The 17489-nt window shown below is 43.5% G+C and carries 15 protein-coding genes and 2 riboswitches; all 15 genes read right to left on the reverse strand.

The genetic code is table 11. The features are described 5' to 3' along the window. Positions 1–9: 9 nt before the first annotated feature. Positions 10–1035 (reverse strand): phosphoribosylformylglycinamidine cyclo-ligase, encoded by a 1026-nt coding sequence (purM, locus tag N1I87_RS15775; RefSeq protein ID WP_341102827.1) that lies wholly within the window; start codon positions 1033–1035, stop codon positions 10–12. A 55-nt stretch (positions 1036–1090) separates the two neighbouring features. Next, positions 1091–2506 carry an amidophosphoribosyltransferase gene (gene purF, locus N1I87_RS15780; protein WP_003354082.1) on the reverse strand — a complete coding sequence of 472 codons (1416 nt, stop codon included), beginning with the start codon at positions 2504–2506 and terminating at the stop codon, positions 1091–1093. Beyond that, positions 2491–4710: a phosphoribosylformylglycinamidine synthase subunit PurL gene (gene purL / locus N1I87_RS15785; protein WP_341102829.1), complete on the reverse strand. Its 2220-nt coding sequence runs from the start codon at positions 4708–4710 to the stop codon at positions 2491–2493. The genes purF and purL overlap by 16 nt, the downstream gene beginning before the upstream one ends. After that, the gene (purQ, locus tag N1I87_RS15790; protein ID WP_341102831.1) at positions 4694–5377 is read right to left on the reverse strand and encodes a phosphoribosylformylglycinamidine synthase subunit PurQ; all 684 of its coding nucleotides are present in this window, start codon (positions 5375–5377) and stop codon (positions 4694–4696) included. Before purQ ends, purL begins: the two co-directional genes overlap by 17 nt. Beyond that, a complete protein-coding gene (purS, locus tag N1I87_RS15795; protein ID WP_003354079.1) occupies positions 5374–5628 on the reverse strand; it encodes a phosphoribosylformylglycinamidine synthase subunit PurS in 255 nt (84 codons plus the stop codon). Before purS ends, purQ begins: the two co-directional genes overlap by 4 nt. After that, entirely contained in the window at positions 5621–6343 is a 723-nt protein-coding gene (gene purC / locus N1I87_RS15800; RefSeq protein ID WP_341102833.1) for a phosphoribosylaminoimidazolesuccinocarboxamide synthase, read from the reverse strand. The genes purS and purC overlap by 8 nt, the downstream gene beginning before the upstream one ends. Before the next feature lie 129 nt (positions 6344–6472). Then, positions 6473–7771 carry an adenylosuccinate lyase gene (purB, locus tag N1I87_RS15805; RefSeq protein ID WP_003354077.1) on the reverse strand — a complete coding sequence of 433 codons (1299 nt, stop codon included), beginning with the start codon at positions 7769–7771 and terminating at the stop codon, positions 6473–6475. Continuing rightward, positions 7768–8925 (reverse strand): 5-(carboxyamino)imidazole ribonucleotide synthase, encoded by a 1158-nt coding sequence (gene purK / locus N1I87_RS15810; protein WP_341102835.1) that lies wholly within the window; start codon positions 8923–8925, stop codon positions 7768–7770. The genes purB and purK overlap by 4 nt, the downstream gene beginning before the upstream one ends. Further along, complete coding sequence (gene purE, locus N1I87_RS15815) at positions 8918–9406, reverse strand: 5-(carboxyamino)imidazole ribonucleotide mutase (protein WP_040341288.1); 489 nt, start codon at positions 9404–9406, stop codon at positions 8918–8920. The genes purK and purE overlap by 8 nt, the downstream gene beginning before the upstream one ends. 230 nt (positions 9407–9636) lie before the next feature. Then, positions 9637–9738, reverse strand: a riboswitch (purine riboswitch). 80 nt (positions 9739–9818) lie between these two features. Continuing rightward, positions 9819–10013: an NETI motif-containing protein gene (locus tag N1I87_RS15820; protein WP_048624115.1), complete on the reverse strand. Its 195-nt coding sequence runs from the start codon at positions 10011–10013 to the stop codon at positions 9819–9821. 228 nt (positions 10014–10241) lie between these two features. Further along, positions 10242–11120 carry a hypothetical protein gene (locus N1I87_RS15825; protein WP_341102836.1) on the reverse strand — a complete coding sequence of 293 codons (879 nt, stop codon included), beginning with the start codon at positions 11118–11120 and terminating at the stop codon, positions 10242–10244. A gap of 524 nt (positions 11121–11644) precedes the next feature. Next, positions 11645–12229, reverse strand: a complete 585-nt coding sequence (locus N1I87_RS15830; RefSeq protein WP_341102838.1) for a DUF3841 domain-containing protein — start codon at positions 12227–12229, stop codon at positions 11645–11647. A gap of 388 nt (positions 12230–12617) precedes the next feature. After that, on the reverse strand, positions 12618–14693 hold the full coding sequence (gene ptsG, locus N1I87_RS15835; RefSeq protein ID WP_003354069.1) for a glucose-specific PTS transporter subunit IIBC: 2076 nt from the start codon (positions 14691–14693) through the stop codon (positions 12618–12620). Between the two features lie 113 nt (positions 14694–14806). Continuing rightward, on the reverse strand, positions 14807–15691 hold the full coding sequence (gene glcT, locus N1I87_RS15840; RefSeq protein ID WP_341102840.1) for a glucose PTS transporter transcription antiterminator GlcT: 885 nt from the start codon (positions 15689–15691) through the stop codon (positions 14807–14809). 151 nt (positions 15692–15842) lie between these two features. Continuing rightward, positions 15843–17177 carry an NCS2 family permease gene (locus N1I87_RS15845; RefSeq protein ID WP_048624120.1) on the reverse strand — a complete coding sequence of 445 codons (1335 nt, stop codon included), beginning with the start codon at positions 17175–17177 and terminating at the stop codon, positions 15843–15845. A 182-nt stretch (positions 17178–17359) separates the two neighbouring features. After that, positions 17360–17461, reverse strand: a riboswitch (purine riboswitch). Positions 17462–17489: the final 28 nt, after the last annotated feature.

The raw sequence follows: 17489 nt of genomic DNA on the forward strand, positions 1-17489 counted from the left end.
CCTCTCCAATCAGGAAATGCGGATTCCCTCTTGAGGAACCACCTGGCCGATTTTGAACGCTTTTTCTCCTATTTTTTCAAGATCATTTAAAACAGACTCCGCATCCGCTGCTGCGACGATCAAGACCAGCCCAATTCCCATGTTAAAAATATTATACATTTCTTTCCGATCCAGTTTTCCATATTCTTTTAGCACTTCGAAAATGGCTGGTATTTCCCATGTGCCTTCTGCAATTTCCGCACCGTATACGGCCGGCAGAGCACGAGGTATATTTTCAATAAAGCCTCCGCCTGTAATATGGGCCATCCCTTTAATTGTACCTTTTTTATGAATACTTTGGATTTGTTTGACATAAATTCGTGTCGGTTCAATCAATACTTCTCCCAGTGTCCCCTTCAAACCGTCCAATTGAGAGTCGATGTGCAATCGATGCTCTTCAAAGAAGATTTTTCTCACCAAAGAATAGCCATTACTATGAATTCCGCTTGATGGAAGACCGATCAAAACATCACCTGGCCTAATTGCACTTCCCGAAATGAGCTCGCTTTTTTCGCACGCCCCTACCGCAAAGCCGGCCAGATCATATTCCCCGGGAGCGTACATGCCCGGCATTTCTGCTGTCTCTCCTCCGATTAAGGCGCACTCTGCTTGTTCGCAGCCGTCAGCAATTCCTTTCACAATTTGTTCTATTTTCTCCGGCTCATTTTTCCCGCAAGCGAGATAATCGAGAAAAAAGATCGGACTGGCTCCTTGAACGAGGATGTCATTGACACACATGGCAACGCAATCGATGCCGATCGTATCGTGCTTATCCATCATAAAAGCAATTTTTAATTTGGTCCCCACACCATCTGTACCTGATACGAGAACAGGTTCTTTAAGCTGGAGGACGGATAAATCAAACAAACCGCCGAAACTTCCAAGTGCTCCCATAACCCCAAGTCTTTTCGTCCGTTCGACATGTTTTTTGATTCGTTCAACTGCTTCATACCCTGCTTCTATATCCACTCCAGCCGACTTATATGATTTTGCCATTCCCGGTCCTCCTCCATTTGCGTCCTTCTAACAATGTATTGGGAAACCATTTCGACTAAGATAAAGTCACCATCTGTTCCTTTCCTGCCGGATATATCTCCGTCGGATATTTTCCGGTAAAACAGGCTAAGCATTGCCCGCAATGATTTCCGTCTTTTGCATGGCCAATGGCCTCGATCATTCCTTCAAGGCTTAAAAAGGTTAAAGAATCCGCGCCAATTAATTGTTTGATTTCTTCTACAGAATGAGAAGAAGCAATTAATTCTTCTTTCGTTGATGTGTCAATCCCATAGAAACACGGATGGGTAATGGGAGGCGAACTGATGGCGACATGAACTTCTTTGGCGCCTGCTTCTCTCAAAAGCTGGACAATTCGTTTGCTGGTCGTACCACGGACAATCGAATCATCCACCATAATCACTCTTTTCCCATTGACGACACCGCGAACGGCAGAAAGCTTCATTTTCACTCCTTGTTCGCGCAGCGACTGGGATGGCTGGATAAACGTGCGTCCGACGTAGCGATTTTTGATGAGGCCCAGTTCATATGGAATACCGGAAGCTTCTGCATAGCCGATGGCAGCGGAAATGCTGGAATCCGGCACTCCCGTGACGACATCCGCTTCGATGCCCGCTTCTTCGGCTAATTTTTTCCCCATGCTCTTTCTGGCGCTATGCACATTAATCCCGTGAAGATTGCTGTCAGGGCGGGAAAAATAAACGTATTCCATTGTACAAATCGCTTGATTGCTTTTTAACGCAAACGGCTCCGAATACATTCCTTCATTGTTGATGATGATCAATTCCCCCGGCTCCACCTCCCGGACGAATTGAGCACCGACAACATCAAATGCACATGTTTCCGAAGCGATGCACACCGCATCCCCGAGCCTTCCAACGGAAAGCGGTCTTAATCCGTTCGGATCGAGGGCAACCATCAACTCCGTTTCCGTCATGATCAGAAATGCGTATGCGCCTTTTAGCATGGTTAACGCGTTTTTGACCTGATCTTTCAAATGGACAAAACCACTTCTTTTAATTAAGTGAGCAAGTACTTCTGTATCCGAACTGGTTTGAAAAATGCTTCCTTGAGCTTCCAGCTGATATTTGAGCATGGTGGCATTGACCAAATTGCCATTGTGAGCGAGGGCCAAACTCCCGGTCTGGGAATGGAAGAGAAGGGGCTGAACGTTTTCATACCCTCCTCCGCCTGCTGTCGCGTAACGGACATGGCCGATTGCACCGTATCCATGCAAATTGTGGATGGCTTCACGGCTGAAAACCTCTGTCACTAACCCTTCCCCTTTTAGCCCCTTTAATTCGCAGCCGTCCGTTACGACAATTCCGGCTCCTTCTTGACCGCGGTGCTGTAAACTATGAAGGCCGTAATACGTGATCTGAGCAGCATTTTCATGTCCCCAAACGCCAAACACTCCGCATTCTTCGTTTAATCCTTTTATTTCAGCAAGCATGGGATAGCTCCTTTCCAGGCTTGTTCAAGCTCACTCACTTGCGCCTGCAAAATCGATTCATTTTCAGCAGATCGAATCGTTAAAAGCGGTTCGTCGACAACGCGGCCTACGCACACCGCGTCCGTCACAATCGTTTCAAAAAGGCTGCGATGTTCCGGTTTCACCGATAGCACATAACGTGATTGCGTTTCGCTAAACAGTTCGCAAACGGCCTCTCCTTCAATTTTTATATCCGCTCCTAAACCAGTGCCAAACAAACACTCTGACAATGCGACAGCCAATCCCCCTTCGGAAATATCATGAGCAGATTGTACGGTTCCCCTTTTAATGGCTTGCAGAATAGCTTGCTGCCTTTTTTGTTCTACCGCTAAATCGATTTCCGGCGCTTTACCGAAAATACGACCTTCCAGCATTTTTTGAAGTTCGCTGCCGCCGAAATCATTGTTCGCTTTCCCCACGACGTAAATATAATCGCCCGCTTGTTCAAACGTTTGTTTAGTAATGTGAGCCACGTCTTCAATCAGTCCAACCATGCCAACGACAGGAGTCGGATATATTGCCGTACCGTTTGTTTCATTGTAAAGCGATACGTTTCCTCCGATGACCGGAGTTTGAAGCGTCTTACAGGCTTCGCTCATTCCATCCACCGCTTTTTCCAGCTGCCAAAAGATTTCCGGCTTTTCCGGGCTGCCAAAATTCAAGCAGTCCGTAATAGCGAGAGGTTTACCGCCTGCACAAACAATATTGCGAGCGGCTTCAGCGACTGCGATTTTTCCTCCTGTTTCCGGGTCAAGATAGAGATAGCGGGAATTGCAGTCTGTTGTCATCGCCAGCGCTTTTTTCGTTCCGCGGATTCGAATGACCGCCGCATCTGAGCCAGGCGCTACGACTGTATTCGTTTGAACTTGATAGTCATACTGCTGGTACACCCATTCTTTGCTCGCAATGGTCGGCTGCGAAAGCAGTTTGATCAGCGTTTCTTTAAAATCTTTCACTTCAGGTGCCGGTGCATCGATTTGCTGAAATTCACGGAAATAGTCCGGTTCTTTAGAAGGTTTATGGTAAACCGGAGCATTTTCCGCCAATGCATCGACCGGAACTTCCGCTACGACTTCGCCGCGATGAGTCAGTCTCAACATGGAATCATCCGTTACTTTTCCGACGACGACTGCTTCCAATCCATACTTTTGAAAAAGAGAAACGACTTCTTCCTCTCTTCCTTTTTTGACAACGATCAGCATTCTCTCCTGCGATTCAGACAGCATCATTTCATAAGGAGTCATGCCCGTTTCCCGTTGAGGCACAAGATCGAGGTTCATTTCGATTCCCGATCCGGCTTTGCTTGCCATTTCGGCCGCTGAACTGGTCAATCCGGCTGCTCCCATATCTTGAATTCCGACAAGTGCATCTGATTTCACCAATTCAAGACAGGCTTCTAGCAGCAGCTTTTCCATAAAGGGATCCCCCACTTGAACAGCCGGGCGCTTTTCTTCAGATAGCTCACTTAATTCCTCCGAAGCAAAAGTGGCCCCGTGAATTCCGTCGCGACCTGTTTTCGCACCGACATACATGACGGAATTGCCTACCCCTACCGCTTGGCCTTTCTGAATATCTTGATGATCGATCAAGCCGACACACATTGCGTTCACCAGCGGATTCCCTTCATAAGAAGGATCAAATTGCACCTCGCCCCCAACCGTTGGAATGCCGATGCAATTTCCATAGCCGGCGATGCCTGCCACTACTTCTTGAAATAAATATCGGACTCTGGAAGACTCCAATTCTCCAAATCTTAAAGAATTCAACAAAGCTACCGGCCTTGCCCCCATGGAAAACACATCGCGGATAATTCCCCCCACACCGGTTGCCGCACCTTGATACGGTTCAATGGCGGAAGGATGGTTATGGCTTTCGATTTTAAAAACGACTGCCTGGCCATCACCGATATCGACAATGCCGGCTCCTTCCCCCGGTCCTTGCAAAACTCCTTCTCCCTCTGTGGGGAATTTTTTTAGCACTACTTTTGAATTTTTATAGCTGCAGTGTTCCGACCACATAACAGAAAAAAGACCGGTTTCCGTGTAGTTGGGAAGCCTTCCCAAAATCGATTCAATTTGCGCAAATTCTTCGTCACTAAGACCCATTTGCCGATACAATTTATTTTCTTTTATCTCATCCGGTTTTGGTTCAGTGCGTAGTAGCATACGATTCCCTCCACTGTTTGACAATCGATTGGAAAAGCTTAAGGCCATCACTGCTGCCCAGCAGTTCGCTCACCGCTCTTTCAGGATGCGGCATCATCCCAAGTACATTCCCTTTTTCATTGATAATCCCGGCAATGTCGGCAACAGAACCGTTCGGATTATTCTGATACGTAAAGACAATTTGCTTGTTAAGCTTTAACGTTTCAAGCGTCTTGTCATCGCAATAGTAGTTGCCTTCGCCATGAGCGATAGGGATTCGGATCGTCTCCCCTAATTCATAACCGTTTGTAAACATCGTTTCATTATTTTCTACAGTCAGTTCTACCGTTTTGCAAATAAACTTTAATTGATCGTTTTTTCTCATGGCGCCAGGTAAAAGCCCTGATTCCAGCAAAATCTGAAATCCATTGCAAACGCCAAGAATCGGTTTCCCTTCTTCTGCCGCTTCGACCACTTTTTCCATCACTTTAGAAAAGCGGGCAATGGCGCCTGACCGCAAATAATCGCCGTATGAAAAGCCTCCCGGGAGCAAAATACCGTCGTATCCGCTCAGATCATCAGCATCGTGCCAAACGAATTCCGCTTCTTCCCCCAATTCATCTTTGACGGCGTGGTACATATCGGCATCGCAATTGGAACCGGGAAAGACAATCACCGCAAATTTCACTGGATGACACCCTCCTCTATCTCATAACGAAATTCCTCTATCACCGGGTTGGCCAATAATTTCTCACACATTTCTCTGACCACGACATCGATGTCTTGATCGCTCTCCTTCACTGTCAGCTCCATATATTTCCCTATACGGACATCCTCCACCTGTCCGAATCCAAGGCTGTGAAGGGAACGCTGTACAGCTCCCCCTTGAGGATCCAATACGCTTTCACGGAGTGTCACAAAAACTTTCACTTTATACATGTGTTTTCCCTCCTAATCTCGTAAGCACTTCGGTATAGGCATCGATTAAATTGCCAAGATTGCGGCGAAACACGTCTTTATCCAGCTTCCGATTCGTTTCTTTTTCCCAAAGCCTGCATGTATCAGGCGAAATTTCATCCGCAAGCAAAATTTGTCCTTGAGGATCTTTGCCAAATTCCAATTTGAAATCGATCAAACGAATATTTAAGGAATCAAATAAGGAAATCAAAAACTGGTTGACTTTCAACGCCATCTTTTTGATTTGTTCCATTTCTTCAGAAGAAGCGATTTTTAAGAAGCGAATATGGTCTTCTATGATCAAAGGATCCCCAAGTTCGTCGTCCTTTAAGTAGAATTCTATGATAGGCTCTTCTAACGGGATCCCTTCTTCTATCCCCAGCCTTTTCGCCATGCTTCCTGCAGAAACGTTTCGAACCACGACTTCAAGCGGGATAATCTTCACTCGTTTGATCAGCTGCTCATGATCTGAAACTTGTTGGATAAAATGAGTCGGAAGATCCAACTCTTCTTTCATTTTCGTAAAAATAAAACTGCTAATTTGGTTGTTGAGGCTTCCTTTTCCGGCAATTTCCGCTTTTTTCTCTCCGTTAAAAGCGGTCGCGGAATCTTTATATTCCACGAATAGAATATCTTCTTGGTCGGTTGCATAAATCTTTTTCGCTTTTCCTTCATACAAAAGCTCGCCTTTTTTCAAGTTGTCCACCTCATTTTGGAATATTGATAATCTTCCGAATACAGCGGTTTTAAGAGAGGCCGACCGCTTTTAAGCCCTCTTGCCTTTTTCGCAAACGCAAGAAACAGCCTAAAAGTCAGCCTCTTTTGCTTAGTCGTTCAAACCGAGACGATCAAAAATCGTATCGACATGTTTTAAATGATAGTGGTAATCGAAGCAATCATCGATTTCTTCTTTTGTCAACTTCGAGGTAATTTTTTCATCGCTTTCTACTAGTTGACGGAATGGCACTTGTTTTTCCCAAGCCTCCATGGCCCGCGGCTGAACGGTGTCATATGCCTCTTCACGTGTAAGGCCTTTTTCAATCAGGGCGAGCAAAACGCGTTGTGAATAAATAAGACCAAGCGTTTTCTCCATATTTCGTTTCATATTTTCCGGATAGACGGTCAAATTTTTCACGATATTGCCGAAGCGATTGAGCATATAATTAAGGGCAATCGTCGCATCGGGCAAAATAATGCGTTCCGCAGAAGAATGAGAAATATCCCGTTCATGCCAAAGCGGTACGTTTTCATATGCAGTTTGCATATACCCTCTTACCACACGGGCCATTCCTGTCATGTTTTCCGATCCGATCGGATTCCGTTTATGAGGCATGGCCGATGATCCTTTTTGGCCTTTCGCGAAAAACTCTTCTACTTCTCTCGTTTCGCTCTTTTGAAGTCCGCGAATTTCCACGGCAAATTTTTCGATCGACGTCGCGATTAAAGCGAGCGTGCTCATGTAGTATGCGTGACGGTCGCGCTGAAGCGTTTGAGTGGAAATAGGCGCCGGTTTGAGGCCTAATTTTTGGCATACATATTGTTCAACAAATGGATCGATATTCGCATAAGTGCCAACGGCTCCGGAGATTTTTCCGTACTGCACTCCTTCAGCCGCTCGTTTGAACCGTTCCAAATTCCGCTTCATTTCTTCGTGCCAAAGCGCCATCTTTAACCCAAAAGTAGTTGGTTCCGCATGGACTCCATGAGTTCTTCCCATCATCACGGTATATTTATGTTCTTTCGCTTTTTGGCGAAGAATTTCAATAAAGTTCTCCAAATCTTTAAGCAAAATCTCATTTGCCTGCTTAAGCAAGTACGATAGGGCTGTATCGACAACGTCAGTAGACGTCAATCCATAATGAACCCATTTTCGCTCTTCGCCAAGCGTCTCCGATACGGCTCTTGTAAAGGCCACTACATCATGGCGAGTTTCTTCTTCAATTTCTTTAATGCGGCGAATATCAAAGCCGGCATTCTCCCGAATTTTTTTTACATCTTCTTTCGGGATGACTCCCAGTTCCGCCCACGCCTCGCAAGCAAGAATTTCCACTTCCAGCCAAGCGTTGAAGCGGTTTTCCTCCGTCCAAATCGCCCCCATCTCCGGGCGGGTGTAACGATCGATCATCTTATACTGCCTCCGATCTTTTCTTCTTTTGCGCTCCAAATCCTGCTATCGTCTATTTCTTGCAATGTTTTCTCAAGATCGTCGGTCAAGACGGTGATATGCCCCATTTTTCTTTTCTCTTTCGCTTCTTTTTTTCCGTATAAATGAAACGACCAGTCCGGGTGGCGATGGAATTCATTCAACGCCCCCTCTAAATGCTTGCCTAGAACATTGACCATAACAGCCGGTTTTAACAACTCCGTTTTCTGGAAAGGCCAATTGCAAATCGCTCGTATATGCTGTTCAAATTGAGACGCCTCGCAAGCTTCGATCGAATAATGGCCGGAATTGTGCGGTCTGGGGGCCAGTTCGTTTATATAAATCTCACCGTTTGAGCACACGAACATCTCCACCGCCAGCGTTCCGATCAGTTCCAAATAGTCGGCGATCTTGAGCGCCAATTTCACCGCTTTTTGTTTGACATCCCCGTCCACTCTTGCCGGAACAATGGTTTGATGCAAAATATTGTCGACATGAATATTTTCGCCAACGGGCAAAAAGCTGACTTCGCGATCCGGATTGCGAAATACAATCACTGAAATTTCCGTCGTAAACGGAATCCATTTTTCCAATACACACGGACCTGATTGCAGCAATTCGGCTGCCTTTTCGATCTCGCTTTCGCGGCGAATCACATACTGGCCTTTTCCGTCATAACCGCCTCTTGAGGTTTTTAAAACAGCAGGATAACCAAGCTTTTTTATCTTATCATATAGTTCGTTTTCTTCGTAAATCACTTCATAAGGGGCCACCGGCACACCCGCTTTTGTGATCGCATCTTTCTCTAAAATCCGATCCTGAGTAATGCGAATCAATTCGGCTCCTTGCGGAAGATAGGCTCTTTTCTCAAGCCACCGCAATGACTCATAATCGATATTTTCAAATTCGTACGTGATCACATCGCTTATTTGAGCAAGCCGCGCCAAAGCGTTTTGGTCATCGTAGGCCGCCGTAATTTCCACATCAGCCACTTGACCGCACGGCGAATCTTCCGCAGGATCCAATACAGCGATTCGAAACCCTTTTTCTTTTGCTGCCAGTGCCATCATTCTGCCCAGCTGGCCGCCGCCAATAATTCCAATCGTTTTTCCTGGCATAATGACTGGATTAGTCAAGTTGATCACTGCTTTCTAGTACTTTTTCTTTCAGCTCAATTCGTCGGTTTTCCAATTTGCGGGCAATGTCGGGATTCTCAATCGATAATATTTGCGCTGCCAGCAAACCGGCGTTCGTGGCGCCGGCACGCCCAATCGCTACTGTAGCCACCGGGATGCCGCCGGGCATTTGTACGATCGATAACAGGGAATCTAAACCATTTAATGCTTTGGATTGAACCGGAACTCCGATCACGGGAAGAGTCGTTTTAGCCGCTACCATCCCTGGCAAATGCGCGGCTCCACCCGCTCCTGCGATAATCACTTTGATCCCTCGATCTCTGGCACTTTCGGCATAATCAAACATCAAATCAGGAGTGCGATGTGCCGAAACGACTTTTTTCTCATATTCAATTTCTAATTCATCCAATACTTCACAGGCGTTTTTCATCGTTTCCCAATCCGATGCGCTTCCCATAATCACTCCTACTTCCGCCGGCATTTCCATCCCTCCACATGATGCAGTCTTATATAACAAAAAAACCCGGCTTCACATACTTTCTTTGAGAGAAAGCAGTGAATCCGGGTAAGAAAAGACCAATTAAAAGCCTTTTATGGCAGGACTCATCGAAGAAAGATTTCTTCTTCCAATGGCGCTGCACATGGAATGAACGGCTTTCAGAACATAGTGCAATCGCCATCCTGAAGATGCCTCTTTCATTCACAGTTTTCCAGATAGCTACTTTCCCTCATAGTCCGATTATTTACGGTAATCGGGTAGAGACTTACGAGCCATATTCTCGTGATTATATGAGGGCTATTGAGTTGACAACTCCATCTTAACAATGAAAACAAGCCATTGTCAACAAAATTTTTCGAACAATAAAAACAGTCTCAATAGAAAACGTTCGGGTTTAACCTTCTTTTTTCCCTTCAAACTTTATAATTCGCCCAACAGGAACATATTCTATCTTTCCGTTTATGTTCTTTTCTTGAAAGATGGGTTCTTCCGTTCTTCTAACGGGTTTATATCCTTCTTCGGACATTCGTGCCAATAGTTGATCAATGGTTTCATTTTCTTTCATCTCAAATATCTTCTTTTTACTCATCAGAGCAGCTTCCTTTTTCCATCATTCGACCATATCGATTGATACCTGTACAATTTATGGATAGAGTATTTTTACTGTTGCGTTTTATTTTAAATCATACAGCCTCTCTGTCAAGATGCTATAACGATTTGTTCTTCTCTGTCCTATAGCAGTAACAGCCGATCCACATAGATTTGTAAAAATTTTATAAACATCTGCTGCACCTGCCTCTCGGCTTTGTGAACCATTTCAAATTCCCAACTCCTGTATCAAATGCTGAAATGTATAAAACGCCGGTTTCGGAGTATAATCATCCCGCATGATGCCAAATTGGTGAAAGAGATCATCTTTGGAACTGTCTGCATCCCTGAGACCAAAAAGCTCATAATGTGTGATATTGAGTTCTTGACGCAGATTATAAACGGTCCGTATGATCGTCTCTAGTACTTCAGATTGATGTTCGTAAGATCTGTCTTTGCCTACAAAAGGGTTTTTGCCCGTAGGCCATCCGTTTTCTGTAATACGAATAGGGATGCAATCAGGTATACCGGCTGTCTTCAGATTCACTTCACGAAAACGCCGCAGCAAGTCCTCAACGGAAGCCGGGACTTTTTCCAATGAGAGCGGCTGTTCAAATACATCTACATAAAAATTATGCGCGACATAATCCAAAGAATCTATGAAAACCTCTCCGCCAATTTCAGCAAGGTTTTCCCAGAAATGCGGAACCACTTTCGGACCGTTATCCGGCACAGATCCAAATCCGATATCCACACGAACGTTCGCTGCTTCTGCTTCTTCTTTTGCTGCAATAACCCCCTGCACCAACAATGGCAGGATGTTAGGGTTTGATCCGTCCATAAAGCTCAAATTAGGTTCATTCGTTATTTGCAGCGAATCAATATAAGAACCATACTCTCTAATGATTTTCCTAATAAGCGCGAGCCAGTGATTCATTTCTATGTTTGGAGCCAAAGAACCTACTACCAAGTCCCCCATTAATCCCAAACGAACATATTTCTCCACGATCGACAAAAGCTTCTCTTCCGAATCAGCAGGTCCTGTATAAACGAGATAAATTCTTGGCGACAGCGATTTAGATTCTCCTCGAAGACGTTTTAAGGCCATTTGAATTTGCTCATAGTTGTCTTGAGGTCCTACAGCTAAACGGCAGGCGTACCGGCTACACTAAGCGGATAGATTCCAAACTGCAACCCGGATGAAAGCATAAAAAACGCTCCTTTTTCTTGTATTGGATAAAGCAAATAGTAAATAAATATTTATTATTTATACGAAACAATAAATATATATTTAATTCCCACACTAAAATATCCATAAAAACAGGTAGAAAAGTAAATTATTTTTACCTATCACTCGTGTTAATAATAAATAATTATTTACTTTATTTTCAACAGGATTTTGGAATACAGTAGAGACGTACAGTACATTTTTACAAAAAAATCCATTTTAGAAGGACCGGGAAAAGTCAGAGAAATCATGCGCCGAGCTAATCCAGATTAATCCGTGAAAACGTCATTCATCTTTTGAGGAGGTTCCCGTACTCAGGTATTTTTGGATCTTATGATGCAATAATCAACAAAATCATTCTCGAAATCCATCAAGCAAAAAATTTCTCTCTCCTTACAAAATCACTACCTTGCAACAAAAAAATCCACCTTCCTTACCTGCTCCAATTTCAACTCCCAGAAAATAGCTTGAATCGATAAGCTCCTTTTCTCCTCTTCATTCCTTGGCTTAATATCAAAAATACGTTGCCAGCTATCCACAATTTTCTGATGATAATAAGGGTCCGGAAGCGGTTTTTGCTGATAATAATCCAACCCTCTTTTCTTTATTTCTTTGTCGAATAATTCCCCGTCTTCTTCATTTTCTTCGAGGTACCAATAATTCAGTACGTAATGCCATTTATCAAAATCGCTCAAAACAACCTGTTCATCAGGTATGTCTATTTCGAGACGTACACCTCTCGTTCCTTTCTCCAGAAAACTCGAAAAACGGAGGTCCGGACGAATATGCACGCCATTCCATTGTTTCCATGCCCACACAGGGTACGATTCTTTTTCCGGTCTTGGCCCCAATCGTTTCTCCATTTCAATGATAAACCAGTCGTATGAATCGAGGAAATCTTCATAAACAAGCTCCTTCGCACCACGATAAAAACCTTGCTGCTGCAACCATTCCCACACTTCAACAGGATGGATAGTCCATAGTTTCATCTTCATACCCCCTTAAAAGGATCATGATGTAAAAAAGCTTTCCTGTACAGCCAAAAGGAAGGAGATCATTCGTCTACTATCATCAGGATGAATATAAAAACCAACCAAAAACCGCATAATAAAAGAGGACCTTCATGCCGAATGACAAAATCGTCTGCCCATGAACAAAGTTTAAAGCGTTATTTCTTCCTCCACTTTACTTATTCTAAATTCTTACCGAATGGCAATTTGTGTTTATAGAATATTTGAGCTCCTTTTGATCCTGACGATTTGAAACAAAAAAGCCGTTCACGCAAAAAGCATGAACGGCCTTCTTTACCCGGATATTTCATCTTTATCAATGAAGCGGACGTTAAGCAATGCAATCATCGCTTTCTGTCCTGATGGGCTATTTTTGAATCGAAATGATGTTTTCTTCTTTCAAATCGACTTTACCTTGCTTTTCAATTACAACTTGTTCCCCTTCTTGAAGGTTTGTAAAGATAATTGGAGTAATCACAGACGGTGCCTTGCTTTTCACTAAGTCAAGATCCACTTTCAACAATGGCTGTCCGGCTTCAACATGGTCGTCTTGGTTTACAAGCGCCTCAAAACCTTCGCCATTCAGTTTCACTGTATCAATACCCACGTGAATCAAAATTTCTCTTCCGCCGTCGGACAAAATACCGATTGCGTGCTTAGTCGGGAACAGGTTCACAATTTTTCCGTTAACCGGCGATACAACAGTTCCTTCTTCCGGCAATATAGCAAAGCCGTCTCCCATCATTTTTTCTGCAAAGACTGGATCAGGAACTTCTGCAAGCGGCTTAATTTCCCCTTTTAATGGAGAAATAATCGCTTCATTTCGGTCAATTTCATTTTGAAGAGGCGTTGGATTCACTTCTTCTACTTGCTGTTTAACTTCCTGATTCATATCAGGAGTTGTTGCTTTGCGCGGCGCTTTGCCTTTCATAATATCTTGCATTTGCGTTTTAATCGTGTCGGAACGTGGTCCGAAAATAGCTTGAATATTGTTTCCAACTTCCAATACTCCGGAAGCGCCCAGTTTTTTCAAACGTTCCTTATCCACTTCTTTAGGATCATTTACTTGAACGCGCAGACGAGTGATACAAGCATCCAGCGAAGCAATATTGCTTTGTCCACCCATTGCTTCCAAAATATTGTAGGCAAGGTCTCCAGATCCGCTATCTGCTGTTTCTTTTCCATCGTTCGATTCTTCATCATCTTCGCGACCAGGCGTTTTTAAATTGAACTTGCGGATGGCAAATCGGAAACCGAAATAATAGATGACGGAAAAGACTAATCCGACCGGTATCACGAGCCACCAATGAGTTTGTGGATTCAAAACACCAAAGAGAATAAAGTCAATTAATCCCCCTGAGAACGTCATCCCGATTTTTACATTTAAAATATGCATAATCATAAATGACAGTCCGGCAAAAACAGCGTGAATCGCAAACAACACAGGTGCTACGAATAAGAAGGAGAATTCAATCGGCTCTGTAATCCCTGTCAAGAAAGAAGTCAAAGCCGCTGAAGCCATTAAACCTCCAACCACTTTTTTCTTTTCAGGTTTAGCTTCGTGGTAAATAGCCAGCGCAGCAGCAGGAAGACCAAACATCATAAACGGATATTTACCCGTCATAAATGTACCAGCCGTCAAATTCTTGACTCCATCTTTAATTTGAGCCATAAAGATCGCTTGGTCTCCGTGAACCACTTCTCCTGCTTTGTTCGTATATTGTCCAAACTCAAACCAGAACGGAGCATAGAAGATATGATGCAATCCAAATGGAATCAGCGAACGTTCAATGACACCGAAAATAAAGGCAGACAACGTCAAGTTTGCATTCAACAAGTTATTGGAGAAAGCGTTTAAACCTGATTGGATAGGCGGCCAAATAACAATCATGATCAATCCAAGAATTAAAGAAGATACAGCCGTCACAATCGGAACAAAACGTTTTCCCGCAAAAAATCCTAAATAAGATGGAAGCTCAATATTAAAGTATTTATTGTAGAGAATTGAAGCTAATATACCAACAATAATCCCGCCGAATACACCGGTTTGCAGCGTAGGAATGCCGAGAACGGTTGCATAGGAAGGATCATGGGCAGCCATTTTAGGAGTGACACCAAGCACAACTCCCATCGTAACATTCATGATCAGGAAGCCGACGATTGCAGCAAGTCCAGCTACCCCTTCTCCTCCGGCCAAACCAATGGCAACCCCGACGGCAAATAGAAGGGCTAGATTCGAAAAGATAATTCCACCGGCTTCTTCCATTACTTTTGCTACCATTTCCACCCAACCGGTATGCAGAAACGGAGCAATATCGACTAGCGTCGGGTTTTGTAAAGCGTTTCCAAGAGCAAGCAAAATTCCGGCAGCCGGTAAAATGGCGACTGGAAGCATCAAAGCTTTACCCACTTTTTGGAGAACGCCAAAGAATTTCTTAAACATATACGTTACCTCCATTCTATTATTGCATAAACAAAAAAGCATGAGTGAAGAAGCAATAAAAACAAGCACTACAAAGGTAGTGTTCCCTTGTGTTCTTGTTTCTATCAACTTCTTTACTCATGCCTGATCGAATCAGTAACACGTAAAGAATTGCTATTCTTTTGTTTCGCACGTAAACGCTGCAAATGCATCGTTAAATAAGTGGCTTCCGCTTCATAAACCGGTTTCTTCAGCGTCTGCTGCATAATTTTGATTAGCTTCCATGAAAGATTGTAGCATAGAGGGTATTCTTTTTTCAATAGTTCTTTTATTTTTTTTGATTCTTCCAATGTTTCCCCTTTTTGCACCCTGTCAATGGTATAGCGAAGATGGCGGATGAGCCGCATATATTCCACACTATTTCTATCGATTTCCATTCCAAGATTTTCTTCCATTGTGCGGACAAGAGTGGACAATAACTGGGAATATTGATTAATCTCCGAAAGTTGTTTATCTGTTAAGGCACTGTGAATATGCAAAGCAATAAAGCCTACTTCCCCTTCCGGCAGCTTGATGTTGGCCGCTTCATGAATATAATCCACTACTTCTTCAGCGATTTCATATTCAAAAGGATACATGGCTTTTGTTTCATTTAGAAAAGGATTTTTAATAACCATTCCTTTCATAAGCCTGTTCATCGCGAAAAGCAGGTGATCCGTGAGCGCAACGTGGATATGCTCATTTAAAGTGCCGCGTGTTCGTTTTTTAATGATTTCTAAAGAGGAAATAATTACATTCAGCGTTTTTTCATCGAGGTAGGGCAATAATTTTTTGTAGTGTTCTTGTTCATTTTCATTTTTGAGGACAAATATTTTTTCGATAATATCTTGATGGATCACATCTCCTTTTTTCCTTTGAAAACCGATTCCTTTCCCAATCAGTACGACTTCGTTGTTCTTGTCATCAGCAGCGATCAAAACATTATTATTAAGGACTTTTTTCACTACATATTTAACCATTTGAAATCTCCTCTTGTGATTCACCGCTGCAATAAGCAACAGCTTCGTCCTCCTTATATTAGTCTACCCATATTGTAATCAAGGATTTGCCTTTATACAATGAAAACCTTTTTACAAAAAAACGTCCCCCATTTGGAGGACGTCCTTCCTACTATTTCAAGAAAATAAAATATAATAAGAAAACAACAAACAAGAAATACATAAGCGGATGAATTTCTTTGGCTCTTCCTTTTACAATCATCGTAATAGGATAGAAAATAAATCCGATCGCGATTCCTGTCGCGATACTGTATGTCAAAGGCATACAAATAACGGTCAAGAAAGCCGGAACAGCAATTTCGAATTTCTTCCAGTCAATTTCCCCCAGAGACGATACCATCAACACACCGACAATAATCAAAGCAGGCGCCGTTACGTGTGAGGTAATAACCGAAAGCAACGGGTAGAAAAAGAGCGACAGCAAAAACAACACACCTGTGACAACAGCAGCAAATCCGGTTCTGGCCCCGGCAGCTACCCCCGCTGTTGATTCCACAAAAGAAGTCGTCGTGGACGTTCCGAGCACCGCACCAATCGCTCCTGCCATAGCATCTGAAAACAGCGCTTTTCCGGCTCGAGGCAATTGATTGTTTTTCATCAATCCGGCTTGATGAGCAACCGCCAAAAGAGTCCCTGCCGTATCAAAAAAGGCTACAAATAAAAAGGTCAAAACCACCATCAACATTTGCATCGTAAAAATTTGATCCGGCATATGGAAAATCGAAGTCACCGCAACGCCAAACACCGGTTTAATGCTTGGAATGCTGCCGATCACATGTTTCGGAAGAGGGATTAAACCGGTCAACATCCCGACAATAGCCGTAATGACCATTCCGATAAACACAGCGCTGTTAATGCCTCTCGTCATGAGAATGACCGTAATGATGATGCCGAAAATGGCCAAAAGCGTATTGCCGTTTGTCAAATCGCCAAGCCCAACTAAAACCGCATCATTATTCACGATGATTCCAGCATTTTGAAAACCAATAAAAGTAATAAAAAGTCCAATTCCTGCTCCTACTGCGTGTTTTAATTGAGCCGGGATAGCATTAATAATTTTTTCCCGAATTCCGGTAAGCGTGAGCAAAATAAATATGAGGCTTGCCAAAAATACTCCTGTCAGCGCAACTTGCCAAGAAATGCCGTAATTCAAAACAACCGTATAGGCAAAAAAGGCGTTCAAACCCAATCCCGGCGCGAGAGCCACCGGATATTTCGCCCATAATCCCATCAACAAGGAACCGAAAGCAGCAGATAAAGCCGTCGCAACAAACACCGCTCCGTGGTCCATTCGCATGGAATCCGGAAGATTCTTCACTGATGCAAGCGAAAGAGTGAGCGGATTCACGACCAAAATATAGGCCATAGCAAGAAAGGTCGTAATACCACCGATAATTTCCCTACGGTAATTCGTCCCCAATTCATCAAAATGAAAATAATTTTTCATAATTCCCCTCCGCCATTATCACAAATACGTCACGAGGCAACCACACCGGCCAACAGGATGCCGCCGGGTGAAATCACCATTCGGGTGATAAAGCTATTCACCAAGCAAAATAAAAATACCCCAAACATTCGTTCGGGGCATGGCTTGAGGATAGAAAGATAAAAGGATGGGAATCCAATCCTGTTTACATTCCATTACCTCGTAGTCAAGCTATTTACGGCAGCTTGGTAGAGACTTCCGGGCCATATCCCCGTAATTATACGACGTAATGCGACAAATTATTTAATTCAACTACATTGTAGTGCTAAATGA

This window comes from Bacillus sp. FSL W8-0102 (assembly GCF_038007225.1).
Taxonomy (GTDB): Bacteria; Bacillota; Bacilli; order Bacillales; family DSM-4216; genus Bacillus_O; species Bacillus_O smithii.